Raw genomic sequence first — 16735 nt, 5'->3', positions numbered from 1 at the left:
GTCTCCTGCATATCCGCGCCTCCGTGTTGGGTTGAAGTCGGGGCGCGGGCCGCAGTCAGGCGGAGGGCTTGCGCGCCCCCCACGGCAGCGTTCCGCGCCAGGGCCATCCCAGCGTCATGCCCGCGGCGGCCACCAGGATCAGCGCCGCCCCGCCGATTTGCGACAGGTGCAGGTGATGCCCGAAAGCCAGCCGGTCCACCAGAATGGCCACGATAGGATAAATGAACGACAGGGCGCCTGTCAGGTGCGTCGGCAGCTTCTGGATCGCGCCGTACAGCAGGATGTACATCAGCCCGGTATGGACGAAGCCCATGGTCGCCAGCGTGGCCCAGGGCAGGGCGCCGGCCGGCAGATCGGCGCGCAACGCCATCGGCAGCAGCATGACGGTGCCGACCACCACGTGGATCAACGCGATCAGGTGCGGCGGCACGCCCTTGAGCTGCTTGGCGACCAGCGCCGCCAGCGCGTAGAAGAACGCCGCACCCAGCGCCAGCGCGATCCCCAGCAGGTAGTTGCCGTGCGCCGCGCCCGCGCCGGGCTTGCCTTGCACGATCAGCAGCATGCCGCCGAACGGCAGCAGCAGCCACGCCACCTTGGCCACGGTGAGCCGTTCGCCCAGGAACAGCGCGCCCATCGCCACCAGCATGAACGGCTGGGTGTTGTACACCGCCGTGGCAATCGAGATCGATGCACCTTCGTAGGCCGAGAACAGCAGCAGCCAGTTGGCGACGATGGCCACCCCGCCGGCCACGGCCAGCAGCGCCTGACGCAGCGTGATGCTGCCCGGCCGCAGGTAGCCACGCGCCAGGCAGACCGGCACCAGCACCAGCGCGCCGAAGGCGCAGCGCCAGAACACCACCTGCGTGACCGGCCGTCCCGATACCACCACCAGCCAGCCGATGGTGCCCGAGATCACCATCGCCGCCACCATTTCCAGCATGCCCCGCGTTCTGTCGTTCACGACCGTCTCCCGTTCCCGTGATGGCGCCTTTGCCAAATGAGGGTTGCAGTTTAAGGGCTGTGGCCTACAATCCACAGTCGAAAATGCAGGTCTTCATCGTCTTCTTTTGCTTTTTGTAAGGCAGATTCTCGGAAATACCTTATGTCACTCGATGATACCGACCGCCGCATCCTGGCCTTGCTGCAGCAGGACGCCCGCATGCCTGTCAAAGCCCTGGCCGAACAGGTGGGCCTGTCGTCCCCCGGCGCGTCGGAGCGGCTGCGCCGGCTGGAGGACCGCGGCGTGATCCGCGGCTTCACGGTCGATGTCGAGCCGCGCACGCTGGGCTTTTCGATGCAGGCAATCGTCCGCATCAAGCCCTTGCCGGGCAAGCTGCAGGCGGTGCAGAAGCTGATCGAGGGCATCCCCGAATTTGCCGAATGCGACAAGGTCACCGGCGACGACTGCTTTATCGGCCGGCTGTATTTGCGATCGATCGAGCACCTGGACCATATCCTGGAGCAGATCACGGAGATGGCCGAGACCAGTTCGGCCATCGTCAAGTCGCAGCCGGTCAAGCGGCGCCTGCCACCGCTGTAGCCTCAGACGGGCACCCAGCCGGGGTGAGGGCTGTGGGATAATCCCCAGCTTTGCCCGGCGCCCGGCTCACAAGGCCGCCCGCACGGGTTTGTCCAGGCCCTGTCGATCCCCCCGTGGGCCGCTGCGTTTGCGTAATTTCCAAGCACCCACAATGCCCACATACCGTTCCAAGACCTCCACCGCCGGCCGCAACATGGCGGGTGCGCGCTCGCTGTGGCGCGCCACCGGCATGAAAGACGAAGACTTTCAGAAGCCGATCATCGCGGTGGTCAATTCGTTCACCCAGTTCGTGCCGGGTCACGTCCACCTGAAAGACTTGGGCCAGCTGGTCGCACGCGAGATCGAAGCCGCCGGCGGCGTGGCCAAGGAATTCAACACCATCGCCGTCGATGACGGCATCGCCATGGGCCACGACGGCATGCTGTACTCGCTGCCGAGCCGCGACATCATCGCGGATTCCGTGGAATACATGGTCAACGCGCACTGCGCCGATGCCATGGTGTGCATCTCGAACTGCGACAAGATCACCCCGGGCATGCTGATGGCCGCCATGCGCCTGAACATTCCCGTGATCTTCGTGTCGGGCGGCCCGATGGAAGCCGGCAAGACGCGCCTGGCCAACCCGGTGACCAAGACCATCGAACTGAAGAAGCTCGACCTCGTGGACGCCATGGTGATGGCCGCCGACCCGTCGTACACCGACGCCGAAGTGGAGCAGGTCGAGCGTTCGGCCTGCCCGACGTGCGGCTCGTGCTCGGGCATGTTCACGGCCAACTCGATGAACTGCCTGACCGAGGCGCTGGGCCTGTCGCTGCCGGGCAACGGCACCGTGGTGGCCACGCACGCCGACCGCGAACAGCTGTTCAAGCGCGCCGGCCACCGCATCGTGGACCTGGCCCGCATGTACTACGAGCAGAACGACGAGCGCGTGCTGCCGCGTTCGGTGGGCTTCAAGGCGTTCGAGAACGCCATGACGCTGGACATTGCCATGGGCGGTTCCACCAACACCATCCTGCACCTGCTGGCGATTGCCCGTGAAGCCGAGATCGACTTCACGATGACCGACATCGACCGCATGTCGCGCTCGGTGCCGCAGCTGTGCAAGGTGGCGCCGAACACGAACAAGTACCACATCGAAGATGTGCATCGCGCCGGCGGCATCATGGGCATCCTGGGCGAACTGGACCGCGCCGGCAAGCTGCACACCGACGTGCCGACCGTGCATACGCCCACGCTCAAGGACGCGCTGGACCAGTGGGACATCGTGCGCACGCGGGACGAAGCGGTGCGCATGTTCTACATGGCTGGTCCGGCGGGCATCCCCACGCAGGTGGCGTTCAGCCAGAACACGCGCTGGCCCAGCCTGGACCTGGACCGCGCCGAAGGCTGCATCCGCTCGTACGAGCACGCGTTCTCGAAGGAAGGCGGCCTGGCCGTGCTGACGGGCAATATCGCGCTGGACGGCTGCGTGGTGAAGACGGCCGGCGTGGACGAGAGCATCCTGGTGTTCGAGGGCACGGCCCACGTGACCGAGTCGCAGGACGAGGCGGTCGAGAACATCCTCAACGACAAGGTCAAGGCCGGCGACGTGGTGATCGTGCGCTACGAAGGCCCCAAGGGCGGCCCGGGCATGCAGGAAATGCTGTACCCGACCAGCTACATCAAGTCCAAGGGCCTGGGCAAGGCCTGCGCGCTGCTGACGGATGGCCGCTTCTCGGGCGGTACGTCGGGCCTGTCGATCGGCCACTGCTCGCCTGAAGCGGCGGCCGGTGGCGCCATCGGCCTGGTGCGCGACGGCGACAAGATCCGCATCGACATCCCCAACCGCACGATCGACGTGCTGGTGTCGGACGAGGAACTGGCCACCCGCCGCGCCGAGCAGGATGCGAAGGGCTGGAAGCCGGCCAAGGTGCGTCCGCGCAAGGTGTCGGCAGCGCTCAAGGCCTACGCCAAGCTGGTGATGTCGGCCGACAAGGGCGCCGTGCGCGACCTGTCGCTGCTCGACGACTGATCTGCCGGGCCCGCGTGGTCCGGTCGCTCCTGCAACGCCGCGCGCCCCGCCAGACGGGGCGCGCGGCGTTTTTGCATCGACGGCGCGTGGGCGCCGTCCGTCGTCCGCCGGGCAGAGCTCCGGTTTCAGCCCGTAAAACTTTGATGCGCTGCAGAGTGACACGGCACCCGGCTGGCGCCTATAAGCCTTCTGGCCAGGCTGTTTCGTGAGTTTCACGCCGCAAAACCGTAGCGATCCAGGAGCGCGCATGCCCCACGTCCGCAAGCTGTTGCTGTCCCTGTCGGTGCTGTCCTTCCCGATGCTGGCCGTCGTGCCCGCCGCCCAGGCGCAGGCGTGGCCCGCCAAGCCGATCCGCATGGTAGTGCCGTATCCGCCCGGCGGGCCCACCGACATCGTGGCGCGCGTGGTGGGGCAGAAGCTGTCCGAGCGGCTGGGCCAGCCCATCGTCGTCGACAACCGCCCCGGCGCCGGCGGCAATATCGGCGCCGATGCCGTGGCCAAGTCGGCCCCTGACGGCTACACGATGCTGGTGGCCACCACCGCGCACGCCATCAACATGACGCTGTTTGCCAAGCCCGGCTACAACACGCGCACGGACTTCGCGCCGGTGTCGATGCTGACCAGCGGCCCGCTGGTGCTGGTGACCGCGCCGTCCACCCCGGCCCACAACGTGGCCGAGCTGATCGCGATGGCCAGGGCGAATCCGGGCAAGGTCACGTTTGCCAGCTCGGGCAACGGGCAATCCACGCACCTTGCGGCCGAACTGTTCGACAGCATGGCCGGCATCCGCATGACGCACGTGCCGTACAAGGGCAGCGCGCCCGCGCTGACCGACGTGATGGCGGGGCAGGCCACGGTGATGTTCGACACGATGCTGTCGGCAATGCCGTTCGTGCGCGACGGCAAGCTGCGCGCGCTGGCCGTGACCGGCGCCGCGCGGTCGCCGGCGGCGCCCGATATTCCCACCGTGGCGCAAGCCGGCTTGCCCGGCTACGAAGCCACCGCGTGGAACGCGCTGCTGGTGCCGGCCGGCACGCCCGCGGCCGTGGTCGACAAGCTGGCCGACGCGCTGAAGGCCGTGCTGACCCAGGAAGATGTGCGCACGCGCTTTGCCGCGCAGGGGTTCGCCGCGACATGGACATCGCCGGCGGACACGGGCAAGTTCGTCGCCCAGGAGATCGACAAATGGGGCAAGGTGGTGAAGGCGTCGGGCGCGACGATCGATTGAGGGGCGGCGCCCCGGGCCATCGTCACGCGAAACGCGCGCCGCCGTCGGCATCCACGACCACGCCGCTCAGGTACGACGCGCGCGCCGACGCCAGATACACGACCAGGTCGGCCATCTCGTCGGCATGGGCGGCGCGGCCGAAGGGCAGGTGCTCCAGCATTTCCTGCCAGCGCGATTCGTCGTTGAACTTCTGCCTGGCGCGGGCCTTGTAGAGCGTGACCAGCCGGTCGGTCTCGGTGGGCCCGGGATTGACGCCCACCACGCGCACGCCGCGCGACGTGGCATGTGCGCCCACGGCGCGCGTGAAGGTCGATAGCGCGGCATTGCCGGCCGCACCGCAGAGATAGTCGTAGCGGGGCATCTCGGCGGCGATGCCGATCACGTTGACGATCACGCCGGCGCCGCGCGCCATCATGCGCGGCAAGGCCATCCGCGACAGGTCGATGTAGCCGAACACCTTCAGGTCCCACGCCTGGCGCCATTGCTGTTCGCTCATGGCGGTCAGGCCTCCGCCCGGAATCGCGCCGGCGTTGTTGACGAGGATGTCGATCAGGTCGAATGCCGGGGCCAGCCGCTCGCGGACATCGGCCTGCGAGAGATCACCCACGAAGGTCTCGACATCGATGCCGTGCTGGTCTTTCAGCGTGCGTTGCGCGCGCTCGGCCGATTCTGCCGTGGTGCCGGCAATGGTGACGCTGGCCCCTTCGGCCGCGAAGGTCCTGGCACAGGCCAGGCCGATGCCGCGCGTGCCACCCGTGATGAATACCGACTTGCCTTGCAGATGCAGATCCATGAATGCGTGCTCCGTGGAGGGCCGGCGGACGCGCCGCCTGCGTGACGTCGAAGATGCAGCATCGTACGCCGGTCGGCGCTATTCCGCCGGGCGTGCCGCGTCGCGCGCCAGCGCCACGAAGTTGGTGACCAGCCGCGACGGCCGGTCACGCCGCCACGCCAGCGCCAGGTCGATGCGCGGGGCCGGGGCGCGCAGCGTGCGGTAGGTGACGCCCCTGGCGGTGAACTGCTGGGTGCAGGCCGGCACCAGCGACACGCCCAGTTCGCCCGACACCAGCGCCAGGATCGACGCGATTTGCGGCGCCGGCTGGCCCAGCCTTGGCTCGAAACCGGCGGCCCGGCACGCGCGCAGCACGGCGTCGTGCAGGCCAATGCCCAGGGTGCGGGGCGTCAGGATGAAGGGCTCGTCGCGGAGCGTCAGCAGGTCCAGCCCGCCGCGTCCGCGAGCCGCCGGGTGGGCCGACGGCAGGGCAGCCACCAGCGCCTCGCTTTCCAGCGTGATGACCTCGATCTCGTCGGGCTTGGGGTCCGATGGCCGGATGATGGCCATGTCGAGCCGCTTCTGCAGCACGGCGTCCACCAGGGCGATCGAATTGGCCTCCTGCAGCGCCAGCTCCGCATCGGGATAACGATTCCGGAACGCCCGGATGCTGGCCGCCACGATCGGATTGATGGCTGCCGTGCCCGTAAAGCCCACGCTGAGCCGGCCCGTTTCACCGCCGCCGGCGCGCCGCGCCGCGCGGATGGCCTGGTCGGCGCGTTCCACCAGCGGCGCCACGGCCTCCAGGAAGGCCTGCCCGGCCTCGGTCAGTTCGGCGCCATGCGGCACGCGATGAAACAGCGGTGCGCCGATTTCCTTTTCCAGATCGCGGATCTGCAGGCTCAGCGGGGGCTGGCCAATGCCCAGGCGCGCGGCCGCGCGCGTGAAGTTGCGTTCCTCGGCCACTGCCAGGAAGTAACGGATATGGCGGAGTTCCATGGGTATTTGTAAAAGGTATCAACGTGGTCTACGCCATATATTGGACGAATTCCATCCCGGGCGGTAGATTCGAGCCGTGCTTACCCGATGTCGATCATGTCTGTCTCCACCCCCACCGCCGAACCTGCCCACCCCGCTCATCCCACACCCCCCGCCCGCCACTCGCAGCCATCCTCGACGGTCGGCCTGAGCGCAGCTTCCCCGGCGCGTTCGCCGGAATGGGTGCGCAGTGGCACGCCAGCCTATCGGCGTGCGTGTTTGGCGCTGTTTCTGCTGGGGTTTGCCAGCTTCTCGCTGATCTACTGCGTGCAGCCGCTGCTGCCCGCGTTCGCGGACAGTTTCGGCATCAGCCCGGCGCAAAGCTCGCTGGCGCTGTCGCTGACCACGGGGCTGCTGGCCATTGCCATCACGATGGCTGGCGCGTTTTCTCAGGCGCTGGGGCGACGTGGTGTCATGTTCGCCTCGCTGGGACTGGCGGCCCTCTGCAATCTCGTGGCCGCGGCGGTGCCAAGCTGGCATGGCCTGCTGGCGGCGCGGGCCCTGGAAGGGCTGGTGCTGGGCGGTGTGCCCGCCGTGGCCATGGCCTGGCTGGCCGAGGAAATCGAGCCATCCCAACTGGGCCGCGCCATGGGGCTCTATATCGGCGGCACGGCCTTCGGCGGCATGATGGGGCGCGTCGGCATGGGTCTCGTGACTGAGTTCACGTCTTGGCGCGTGGCGATGGGGTTCCTGGGCGTGCTGTGCCTGGTGTCGGCCGTGTGCTTTGTCCGTTTGCTGCCGCGCTCGCGCAACTTCGTGCCGCGTCCGGGGCTCGATATCGGATTCCACCTGCGTGCCTGGGGCGGCCATCTGCGCAATCGCGCGCTGCTGCGCCTGTACGCGGTGGGTTTCGTGCTGACCAGCATCTTTGTCACGCTGTTCAACTACGCCACGTTCCGCCTGTCTGCCGCCCCGTACGGGCTGAGCCAGACGCAGATCAGCCTGCTGTTCCTGGCATTCGGCTTTGGCATCGTGTCGTCGTCAGTGGTGGGGCCGTTGACCGCGCGCTTTGGCCGCCGGCGCATGCATATGGCCGGGTTCGCACTGATGTTGCCGGGTGTGCTGCTGACGCTGGCCGGACCGCTGGCGGCGATCTTCGCCGGGATCGCGCTGGTGACGACGGGCTTCTTCGTGGGGCACTCCGTGACCAGCGCCTCGGTGGGGCCGGCCGCCGGCGCCGCGAAAGGGCACGCGGCGTCGCTCTATCTGCTGTTCTACTACATGGGTTCCAGCGTGACCGGATCGATTGGCGGCTGGGTGTGGCAGCACGGCGGCTGGGTGGCCATCGTGGCACTGACCGCAGCGCTGGCCCTCGTGGGGATGGCCCTGGCCGGCACCGCGCGGCCCCAGCCGCGCATCGCCAGCCGGCCCTCCAGCGCCAGCTGACCCTTTCAGCACCGTCTCTGTCAGGTCTGGGCGCCGTGCGTACGGCGCCTTTTCGTTTCATTGCATTGCCTTATGCCATGTCTGTGTACCATGGCGCGCTTTCGGACTGCGCCGGCACGGCATGCGCCTGGAAGCCAGCCATGCGGGGCCGATAATGTCTGCACATCCATCGTGCTGACTGGTCCGGTGGATAGGACCAGCTGGTTCCATTGAGTGACCCGGCCATGGGGCATAGAGTCCGCCTGAACCCCACGGGAAGTACACAGAGGCGGAGACATAGATGTTGATCAGTCGAAGAAAGCTCCTGGCCGGCGCGACGCTGGCCATGTTTGCAACACTGGCCCCGGTCCAGCGCGCGATGGCGCAGGACAAGCCGATCACGATCGTGGTGGGCAGCCCGGCCGGCGGCACCACCGACGCACTGGCGCGCCTGATTGCCCGCTCGCTGGGCGACACGCTGCACCGTACGGTGGTGGTGGACAACCGGCCCGGCGCCGGCGGCAATATTGCCGCGCAGTACGTGGCCCGCGCCACGCCGGACGGCAGCACGCTGCTGATGAGCTTTACCGGCCATACCATCAACGCGTCGCTCTACAAGAACCTGCCGTTCGATCCGGTCAAGGATTTCACGCCGATCACGATGGTGGCGCGCGTGCCCAGCGTGCTGGTGGCCCGCAAGGGCGTGCCGTTCGACAACACGGCCGGCCTGATCGACTACGCGAAGAAGAACCCGGGCAAGCTCACGTTCGCGATCGGCGCGCAGGGTTCGTCGCTGCACCTGGCCAGCGAGCAGTTCAAGCTGGCCACCGGCACCGACATCGTGAACATCCCGTACAAGGGCACCAACCCGGCGCTGACCGACGTGCTCGGCAACAACACCGTGGACCTGATGTTCGCCAGCACCGTGAACGTGCTGCCGCACCTGAAGTCGGGCACGCTGAAGTTCCTGGGCGTCAGCAGCAAGGACGCGCTGCCGCAATTCCCGGGCGTGCCGCCGATCGGCCAGACGGTGAAGGGCTTCGAGTCGTCGGCGTGGTTCGGCCTGTTCGGGCCGGCCAAACTGCCGCCGTCCGTGACGGACCAGCTCTATCGCGCGGTGAAGGTGGCCGTCGAAGACCCGGCTTACAAGAAGCGCATGGACACGGAGGCGGCCACGGCCGTCAGCATGACTCCGCAGGCGTTCGGCGCGTTCGTGCGCAGCGATATCCAGCACTGGGCCAAGGTGATCCAGGCGTCCGGTACCAAAGTGGAGTAAGGAATAGCAATGATGGGCCAGACATTGGCGCAGAAGCTGTTGGCCAGGGCTGCGGGCCGGGCCGACGTGGCGCCCGGCGAGATTGTCACGTGTCGCGTGGATCTGGCGATGATGCACGACTCCAGCGGTCCGCGTCGCGTGAAGCCGATGCTCGAAAAACTTGGCGCGAAGGTGTGGAATCCGGACAAGGTGGTGCTGGTAACCGACCACTACGTGCCCGCGCATGACGCCGACAGCCGCAGGATCGTGCAGATCGCGCGTGACTGGGCGCGCGACGAAGGCGTGGTGCGCTTCCACGACATGGAAGGCATCTGCCACGTGGTGGTGCCTCAGAAGGGCTATCTGCGGCCCGGCATGTTCGCGGTGGGCGGCGACAGCCATTCGTCCACCGGCGGGGCGTTCGGTGCCTACATGTTCGGCATCGGCGCCACCGAAATGCTGGGCGTGCTGGTGACGGGCGAGATCTGGGTGCGCGTGCCGCAGACCATCCGCATGCGCTGGCATGGCCGCCTGGGTGCCGGCGTCTCGGCCAAGGACATGATGCTGCGCATGTGCACGCGCTTCGGCATGGACGGCGGCCAGTACCAGGCCGTGGAATACACCGGCGACGCCGTGTCGGCGCTGTCGATGCAGGAGCGCATGACGCTGGCCAACATGACCGCCGAACTGGGCGGGCAGGTGGGACTCATCGCCCCCGACGCGACCACGCGCGATTGGCTGCTGGCCGCCGGCGCGCCGGCCGATGCCATCGATATCGACAGCTGGCAGTCAGACGCCGACGCGGCCTGCCTGGCCGTGCATGACTTCGACGCGACAACGCTGGCGCCGCAGGTGTCGCGTCCGCATACGCCGGCCAATGCCGATGATGTGGACGTGTTCGGCAACGTCGGCATCGACATTGCGTATATCGGCGCCTGCACCGGCGCCAAGCTGGATGACCTGCGCATGGCGGCACAGGTGCTGCGCGGCAAGCGCGTGGCAAGCGGCACGCGCCTGCTGGTGGCGCCGGCCAGTGCCGCCGACCAGCAGCGCGCCGCGCAGGAGGGCACGCTGGCCGCGTTGACCGACGCCGGCGCCGAACTGCTGCCCAACGCCTGCGGCGCATGCGCGGGCTACGGCGAGCATCGTTTTGGCGAAGACAGCGTGGTGATCAGCGCCACGGCCCGCAATTTCAAGGGGCGCATGGGCGCGGCATCGTCGCAGGTGTATCTCGGCTCGCCGTACACGGTGGCCGCTTCGGCCATTGCCGGCCGTATTGCCGATCCACGGGAGGTGCTGGCATGAGTCGTTTTTCCGGCCGGGCCTGGGTGTTCGGTGACGATATCAATACCGATCTGCTGGCGCCGGGCGCCTACATGAAGTTCGGCATCGAAGAGATCGCGCGCCACTGCATGGAAGCTGTGGACGCGTCGTTCGCGGCGCAGGTGCGCCCCGGCGACATCGTCTTCGGCGGACGCAATTTTGGCGCGGGGTCGTCGCGCGAACAGGCGGTGGAGGTATTGCGCCACCTGGGCGTGGTGGCGGTCGTCGCGCCGTCGTTCGCCGGGCTGTTCTATCGCAATGGCTTCAACCTCGGGCTGCCGCTGCTGACCTGCCCGGCGCTGCCGGCGGTGACGCCCGGCCAGCGCGTGGGCTGCGAGATTGACAGCGCCCAGGTCCATATCGAGAATGCCCCGACGCTGCAATGCGAGCCGGTGCCCCCGCATCTGGTGGCCATGATCCGCGACGGCGGACTGGTGCCGCACCTGGCGCGCCGCATCGCGTCGGGCCAACTTTCCGTCAACGAGGAAGTGCAATGACTGCAATGACGCTGAAGCAACGCCTGCAAGGCACCGGCATCGTGACCGCACCGGGAGTGTACGACGCGTTTTCGGCCCTGCTGGTCGAACAGGCCGGCTTCCAGGCCGCCTACCTGTCCGGCGCCAGCATCGCCTACACACGGCTGGGCCGGCCCGATATCGGCTTCCTGTCGCTGGAAGACGTGGCATCGGTGACGCGCAATATCCGCGAGCGCTGCCCCACGCTGCCGCTGATCGTTGATGCCGACACCGGCTTTGGCAACGCGCTGAACGTGATGCAGACCGTGCGCGTGCTGGAGCGTGCCGGCGCCACGGCCATTCAGCTCGAAGACCAGTCGATGCCCAAGCGCTGCGGTCATCTGGACGGCAAGACCGTGATCAGCGCCGCCGAGATGGCCGGCAAGATCCGCGCCGCCTGCGACGCGCGCCGCGACGACAGCACGCTGATCATCGCGCGCACCGACGCCGTGGCCGTGGAGGGCATGGAAGCGGCACTGGCGCGCGCCGAGCAGTATGCCGAGGCCGGTGCCGATGTGCTGTTCGTGGAAGCGCTACGCAGCCGCGAGGACATGACGGCAGCCATCGGCCGCCTGGGTCGCCGTGCGCCGCTGCTGGCCAACATGGTGGAGGGCGGCAAGACGCCCGTGCTGCCGGCCGCCGAACTGGAGGACATCGGTTTCCGCATCGTGATCTTCCCGGGCGGCACCGTGCGCGCGCTGAGCTTTGCGCTGCGCGACTACCTGGCCAGCCTGCACGCCAACGGCACTACCACGCCGTACCTGGACAAGATGCTGTCGTTCCAGGCGCTCAACGGCGTCATCGGCACGCCGGAGATGTTGGCGCTGGGCAAGCAGTACGAGTAACCCGATGCGACGCGTGCTTGCCTGACCGGGCCGGCACGCGTACCGTGGCGGTATCGCCCCCGGATTCGTTGCCCCCGGATTCCCTGGCTCGGACATCCCTGGCCCACATATCCTCGGTCCACACTTTCCGGCCCGCACCGCCTGTCTGCCGTCCCGCCCGATGCTCGACGCCCACGCTCCGCTGACTTCCCTGCCGCGCTTCCAGCAGGTTCGCCTGATCCTGCGCGAGCGCATTCGCGGCGGCCACTACGCAACCGGCCTGCCGCTGCCCGGCGAACGCCAGTTGGCCGAGGAATTTGGCGTGGCGCGCGTGACGGTGCGGTCGGCGCTGGCGCGGTTGCAGGAAGAAGGGCTGGTGATGCGGCTGCGCGGCAAGGGCACGGTGCCGACCGCACGCAACGTGCCACAGCCCGAGGCCGCCGTGCAGACCGTGCGTGGCGGGCTGCTCGACAACATCGTCAGCGTCAGCATGCGCACGCGCGTGCAGGTGCTGGAATGGAAACGCATGGCGGCGCCCGCCGCCGTCAGCGCCGCGCTGGCCCTGCCGCCGGGCGCGCCCGTGCTCAAGGTGGTGCGGGTGCGCAAGTTCAAGGCGCAGCCGATCTCCTATACCGAAGTGTTCGTGCCCGACGACCTCGCGGCCGCGCTGGACCGCCATACGCTGCAGGACACGCCCATGCTGGTGGCGCTGGAGCAGCATGGCATCGAGGTGGTATCGGCCGAACAGACGCTGGGCGCCGCCGTGGCCGATCTGGATGTGGCACGCATCTTCCGCATCGCGCCCGGCGTGCCGTTGCTGCGCGTGTCGCGCGTGGCTTCCGACGCGAACGGGCGGCCGGTGCAGTTCCTGGTGGGGCTCTACCATCCGGAGCGTTACACCTACCAGATGCGGCTGACGCGCGCGGGGGCGTCGACACGCGTGTGGATCGACGCCGACCAGCCCTGATCAGCGGCGCACCAGCGCCACCACGTAGACGCAGGCGTCCGGGCCGGGATTGATGAACGTGCAGGGCGCCGGCGGCCCGAGCTGCAGGCAGTCGCCAGCGGCCAGCGTGTGCGCCAGTTCGCCTTCCTCGAAGACCAGCGTGCCATCGAGCACCCAGATCTGCTGGTGCTGGAACGTGAAGGCCGACGACGGATACGTCACCCGCGCGTGGCCGGGCAGCGTGACTTGCACCAGTTCCAGCATGCCGCCGTTGCGCGGCGACACGGCGCGGCGGGTGTAGCCCGTTTCCGGGTCTTGCCACACCTGCTGCCCGGCGGCGCGGCTTAGGCGTTCGCCAGCCTGCTCGGCCAGCGCCAGCAGCATCGACAGTTGCAGCCCGAAGGCACCTGACAGGCGTCCCAGCACGGTGGCCGTGGGGCTGGCCTCGCCACGTTCGATCTTGCTGATCATCGCCTTGGATACCCCGGAGCGGTCCGCCAGTTCTGCCAGAGACCAGCCGCGCGATTCGCGCTCGATGCGCACGCGGGCGGAAATGGCGGTGGTGGGATCGTCGGGCAGGCGGCTCATGGTGGCGAGGATCGGGAGGGTGGTCGGATTATAGAAGCGGCATGGCCGGGAACGGGTTAACCCTCACCGCAAAATCTTCACGATGATGCGCATTCGTCCACTATAGTGGATGAAAACCCACCCAGCCATGCCACCCGGAGCCGCCCCCATGCCCCGTGAAATCCGTCTGAACGCCTTCGACATGCATTGTGTCGGCCACATCCAGCAGGGCATGTGGACCCATCCGCGCGATCAGTCGCACCGTTACGCCGAGCTTCAGTACTGGATCGATTACGCCAAGACGCTGGAGCGCGGCCTGTTCGACGGCCTCTTCTTTGCCGACGTGGTGGGTGTCTACGACGTCTATGGCACCAGCCCCGACGCGGCGCTGCGCGGCGCGGTGCAGGTGCCGGTCAACGACCCGACGCTGGTGATTCCTGCCATGGCGGCGGTGACGCGGCACCTGGGCTTTGGCGTGACCGCCAATCTCACCTACGAGCAGCCGTTCCTGTTCGCGCGCCGCATGTCCACGCTGGACCACCTGACCGGCGGGCGCATCGGCTGGAACATCGTCACCGGCTATCTGGACAGCGCGGCGCGGGCCATTGGCATCGACGGCCAGGTGGCCCATGACGACCGCTACGACCTGGCCGACGAGTACATGGCGCTGGTCTACAAGCTCTGGGAAGGCAGCTGGGACGACGACGCCGTGGTGGCCGACCGTGCCACCGGCGTCTATGCCAATCCCGAAAAAGTGCGCGTGATCCATCATCACGGCCCGCAGTACAAGGTGGATGCGATGCACCTGTGCGCGCCATCGCCGCAGCGCACGCCGGTGCTGTACCAGGCCGGTTCGTCCACGCGCGGCCGCTGCTTTGCCGCCACGCACGCCGAGTGCGTGTTCGTCAACGGACAGAAGAAAGAGGGCGTGAAGGAGATCGTCGATGACATCCGCGCGCAGGCGGTACAACTGGGCCGCCAGGCCGACGATGTGAAGGTGTTCCTGGGCGCCACGCTGGTTGTGGGCCGCACCGATGCCGAGGCGCGCGAGAAGTTCGAGGAGTATCGGCGTTACGTCAGTTCCGAAGCCGCGCTGGTGCACGCGGCGGCGTCGCTGGGCATCGACTTCGCGCGCTATGACCTGGACGAACCGATCCAGACGGGCAAGAGCCAGGCCATTGTGTCGAACGTGGAGGCCATGACGCGCAGCGCGGGCCCGCAATGGACGCGCCGCAAGCTGCTGGAACAGATGGTGCTGGGCAGCCGCCAGCCGCCATGGGTGGGATCGGCCGAGCATGTGGCGGACCTGCTGATGGCCTGGAGCGAGGAGACCGGCGTGGACGGCTTCAACCTGTCGCGCACGGTGGTGCCGGAGTGCTTCGAGGACGTGATCGACCTGGTGGTGCCGCTGCTGCAGGAGCGCGGCGCCTACAAGACGGCGTACCAGCCGGGCACCTATCGCGACAAGCTGTTCGGCACGGCGCGCTTGCCAGCCACCCACGCGGCGGCGCAATATCGCGGAACCGGCGCCAACCGGGCATAGACAAGACGCATCATGGTAGACAAGACAACCTTTCGCGACGCGATGGCGGGCCTGGGTGCCGCCGTCAACGTCATCACCACGGACGGCGTGGCCGGGCTGGCCGGCTGCACGGCGTCCGCCGTCTGCCCGGTTACCGACGATCCCCCCACCTTGCTGGTCTGCATCAACCGGTCCAGCCGCAACAACGCCGCGATTCGCCAGAACGGCCGGCTCTGCGTGAACGTGCTGGCCGCCGAGCAGCGCGACGTGGCCATGCGCTTTGCCGACAAGGACCTGTCGCTCGACGAGCGCTTTGCCTGCGCGGAGTGGCAGCAGCTGGCCACGGGCGCGCCGGTGCTGCACGGCGCCGTCAGCGCCCTTGATTGCGAGATCACCTCGGTGACCGAAGTGGGCACGCATACGGTGTTCTTCTGCGCCGTCAAGGCTGCGCACAGCGCCAGCGGGCGGGCCGGCCTGATCTATTTCGGCCGGGATTTCCACCCCGTGGGCACCGCCGCACACCCAACGACCGCCTGAGATGACGGCACCGACTTCGACAGCCGCGCCGGCGCAGCAGCGCCAGCGCGGCAAGCTGTTCTCGATCGCCATCCTGCTGCTGGCCGAAGTGGCGGCGATGGGCGTCTGGTTCTCCGCCAGTACCGCCGTGGCGCTGATCAAGCGCACCGAGGCAATCTCCCCCTTCGACGAGGCGCTGCTGACCAGCGCCGTGCAGTTTGGCTTTGTGGCCGGCACGCTGATGTCGGCGCTGCTATCGCTGCCCGACCGCTACGACCTGCGCCGTCTGTTTGCCGGCTCGGCGCTGGTGGCCGCGCTGGCCACGGGCATGCTCGCGTTCATCGCGCCCACGGGCGGGGCGGTGGTGGCGCTGCGCTTCATCACGGGCATGTGCATGGCCGGCGTCTACCCGGTGGGCATGCGCCTGGCGGCAACGTGGGCCCGCGCGGACCTGGGTTTGCTGATTGGGTTGCTGGTGGGCGCGCTGACGCTGGGATCGGCCAGTCCGCATCTGGTGGCCGCGTGGCTGACGTCCGCCGCAGGCGGCCCGGACTGGCGCACGATCTACGCCGTGGCGGCGGCCTGTGCGGCGGGCGCGGCGCTGCTGATCGGCATGGCCGCGATTGGTCCCAATCTCAGAAAGGCCGCACGCATCGATCCCGCCAAGATCGCGCAGGCCTGGCGCCAGCCGGCGGTGCGTCTGGCCAACCTGGGCTACCTGGGACATATGTGGGAGCTTTATGCGATGTGGGCGTGGCTGGCGCTGTTCCTGCAGCAGACGTTCGCCGCACGGGGCATGGCCGATGCGCGGGGCCGGGCGGAACTGCTGACATTCGCCGCGATTGCCATTGGCGCGCTGGGCGCCTGGGTGGGCGGGTGGCTGGCCGACCGCGTGGGCCGCACGGCCGTCACCATCGGCGCCATGGCCACCAGCGCAAGCTGCGCGGCGCTGATGGGCTGGCTCGATACGGCACCGATGGCGGTGCTGGTGACGGTGGCGCTGGTCTGGGGCGTGTCGGTCATCGCCGATTCCGCCCAGTTCTCGGCCAGCGTGACCGAGCTGGCCGAACCGTCATCGATCGGCACCCTGCTGACCGCGCAGACCTGTGCCGGCTTTCTGCTGACGCTGGCCAGCATCCACCTGGTGCCCGACGTGGTCGAATGGCTGGGCTGGCGCGCCGGCTTCGGCATGCTGGCCATCGGTCCGGCGCTGGGTTGTGTGGCGATGTGGCGGCTGCGCGGCCACCCCGATGCGCGCAAGCTGGCGGGTGGCCGGCGCTGAGTTGCCGGCCTAAGCTGCCGGCCCAAGTTGC

General features: G+C 68.2%; 16 protein-coding genes. 12 read left to right on the top strand and 4 right to left on the bottom strand.

Annotated features, from left to right (window positions below):
• Nucleotides 1-55 precede the first annotated feature (55 nt).
• Entirely contained in the window at nucleotides 56-940 is an 885-nt protein-coding gene (locus CYJ10_RS09255) for a DMT family transporter (protein WP_180862895.1), read from the bottom strand.
• A 162-nt stretch (nucleotides 941-1102) separates the two neighbouring features.
• Here CYJ10_RS09255 and CYJ10_RS09250 point away from each other — a divergent pair, with 162 nt between their 5' ends.
• The 3 genes from CYJ10_RS09250 (at nucleotide 1103) to CYJ10_RS09240 (ending at nucleotide 4779) form a co-directional block, all read left to right on the top strand.
• On the top strand, nucleotides 1103-1540 hold the full coding sequence (locus CYJ10_RS09250) for an Lrp/AsnC family transcriptional regulator (RefSeq protein ID WP_101681209.1): 438 nt from the start codon (nucleotides 1103-1105) through the stop codon (nucleotides 1538-1540).
• Nucleotides 1541-1691: 151 nt separating this feature from the next.
• The gene (gene ilvD / locus CYJ10_RS09245) at nucleotides 1692-3551 is read left to right on the top strand and encodes a dihydroxy-acid dehydratase (RefSeq protein ID WP_101681208.1); all 1860 of its coding nucleotides are present in this window, start codon (nucleotides 1692-1694) and stop codon (nucleotides 3549-3551) included.
• 298 nt (nucleotides 3552-3849) lie between these two features.
• The gene (locus CYJ10_RS09240) at nucleotides 3850-4779 is read left to right on the top strand and encodes a tripartite tricarboxylate transporter substrate binding protein (RefSeq protein ID WP_257993237.1); all 930 of its coding nucleotides are present in this window, start codon (nucleotides 3850-3852) and stop codon (nucleotides 4777-4779) included.
• Nucleotides 4780-4801: 22 nt separating this feature from the next.
• Here the strand turns inward: CYJ10_RS09240 and CYJ10_RS09235 are convergent, their stop codons facing one another.
• Both CYJ10_RS09235 and CYJ10_RS09230 read right to left on the bottom strand, forming a co-directional pair.
• Nucleotides 4802-5572, bottom strand: a complete 771-nt coding sequence (locus CYJ10_RS09235) for an SDR family oxidoreductase (RefSeq protein WP_101681206.1) — start codon at nucleotides 5570-5572, stop codon at nucleotides 4802-4804.
• Between the two features lie 78 nt (nucleotides 5573-5650).
• Nucleotides 5651-6550 carry a LysR substrate-binding domain-containing protein gene (locus CYJ10_RS09230; protein WP_101681205.1) on the bottom strand — a complete coding sequence of 300 codons (900 nt, stop codon included), beginning with the start codon at nucleotides 6548-6550 and terminating at the stop codon, nucleotides 5651-5653.
• A 96-nt stretch (nucleotides 6551-6646) separates the two neighbouring features.
• Here CYJ10_RS09230 and CYJ10_RS09225 point away from each other — a divergent pair, with 96 nt between their 5' ends.
• The 6 genes from CYJ10_RS09225 (at nucleotide 6647) to CYJ10_RS09200 (ending at nucleotide 12838) form a co-directional block, all read left to right on the top strand.
• Nucleotides 6647-7975 carry an MFS transporter gene (locus CYJ10_RS09225; protein ID WP_219621430.1) on the top strand — a complete coding sequence of 443 codons (1329 nt, stop codon included), beginning with the start codon at nucleotides 6647-6649 and terminating at the stop codon, nucleotides 7973-7975.
• A gap of 280 nt (nucleotides 7976-8255) precedes the next feature.
• On the top strand, nucleotides 8256-9230 hold the full coding sequence (locus tag CYJ10_RS09220) for a Bug family tripartite tricarboxylate transporter substrate binding protein (RefSeq protein WP_101681203.1): 975 nt from the start codon (nucleotides 8256-8258) through the stop codon (nucleotides 9228-9230).
• 9 nt (nucleotides 9231-9239) lie between these two features.
• Complete coding sequence (locus tag CYJ10_RS09215; RefSeq protein ID WP_101681202.1) at nucleotides 9240-10514, top strand: 3-isopropylmalate dehydratase large subunit; 1275 nt, start codon at nucleotides 9240-9242, stop codon at nucleotides 10512-10514.
• A complete protein-coding gene (locus tag CYJ10_RS09210; RefSeq protein WP_101681201.1) occupies nucleotides 10511-11029 on the top strand; it encodes a LeuD/DmdB family oxidoreductase small subunit in 519 nt (172 codons plus the stop codon). The genes CYJ10_RS09215 and CYJ10_RS09210 overlap by 4 nt, the downstream gene beginning before the upstream one ends.
• Entirely contained in the window at nucleotides 11026-11892 is an 867-nt protein-coding gene (locus CYJ10_RS09205; protein ID WP_374703242.1) for an isocitrate lyase/PEP mutase family protein, read from the top strand. The genes CYJ10_RS09210 and CYJ10_RS09205 overlap by 4 nt, the downstream gene beginning before the upstream one ends.
• A gap of 160 nt (nucleotides 11893-12052) precedes the next feature.
• Nucleotides 12053-12838 carry a GntR family transcriptional regulator gene (locus CYJ10_RS09200; RefSeq protein ID WP_101681199.1) on the top strand — a complete coding sequence of 262 codons (786 nt, stop codon included), beginning with the start codon at nucleotides 12053-12055 and terminating at the stop codon, nucleotides 12836-12838.
• Here CYJ10_RS09200 and CYJ10_RS09195 read toward each other — a convergent pair whose 3' ends face one another.
• Nucleotides 12839-13405, bottom strand: a complete 567-nt coding sequence (locus CYJ10_RS09195; protein WP_101681198.1) for a helix-turn-helix domain-containing protein — start codon at nucleotides 13403-13405, stop codon at nucleotides 12839-12841. It abuts the gene before it with no gap.
• 148 nt (nucleotides 13406-13553) lie between these two features.
• Between CYJ10_RS09195 and CYJ10_RS09190 the strand changes: the two genes are divergently transcribed.
• From CYJ10_RS09190 to CYJ10_RS09180, 3 genes are read left to right on the top strand one after another with little or no spacing between them, the layout of a single operon-like run.
• Nucleotides 13554-14927, top strand: a complete 1374-nt coding sequence (locus tag CYJ10_RS09190) for an LLM class flavin-dependent oxidoreductase (protein WP_101681197.1) — start codon at nucleotides 13554-13556, stop codon at nucleotides 14925-14927.
• A 12-nt stretch (nucleotides 14928-14939) separates the two neighbouring features.
• On the top strand, nucleotides 14940-15443 hold the full coding sequence (locus CYJ10_RS09185) for a flavin reductase (protein WP_101681196.1): 504 nt from the start codon (nucleotides 14940-14942) through the stop codon (nucleotides 15441-15443).
• A 1-nt stretch (nucleotide 15444) separates the two neighbouring features.
• The gene (locus tag CYJ10_RS09180) at nucleotides 15445-16704 is read left to right on the top strand and encodes an MFS transporter (protein WP_101681195.1); all 1260 of its coding nucleotides are present in this window, start codon (nucleotides 15445-15447) and stop codon (nucleotides 16702-16704) included.
• Nucleotides 16705-16735: the final 31 nt, after the last annotated feature.

This window comes from Cupriavidus pauculus (assembly GCF_002858765.1).
GTDB lineage: Bacteria > Pseudomonadota > Gammaproteobacteria > Burkholderiales > Burkholderiaceae > Cupriavidus > Cupriavidus pauculus_B.
The sequence above is the reverse complement of the archived record's forward strand: the minus strand, read 5'-3'. Positions and strand labels throughout refer to the sequence as shown.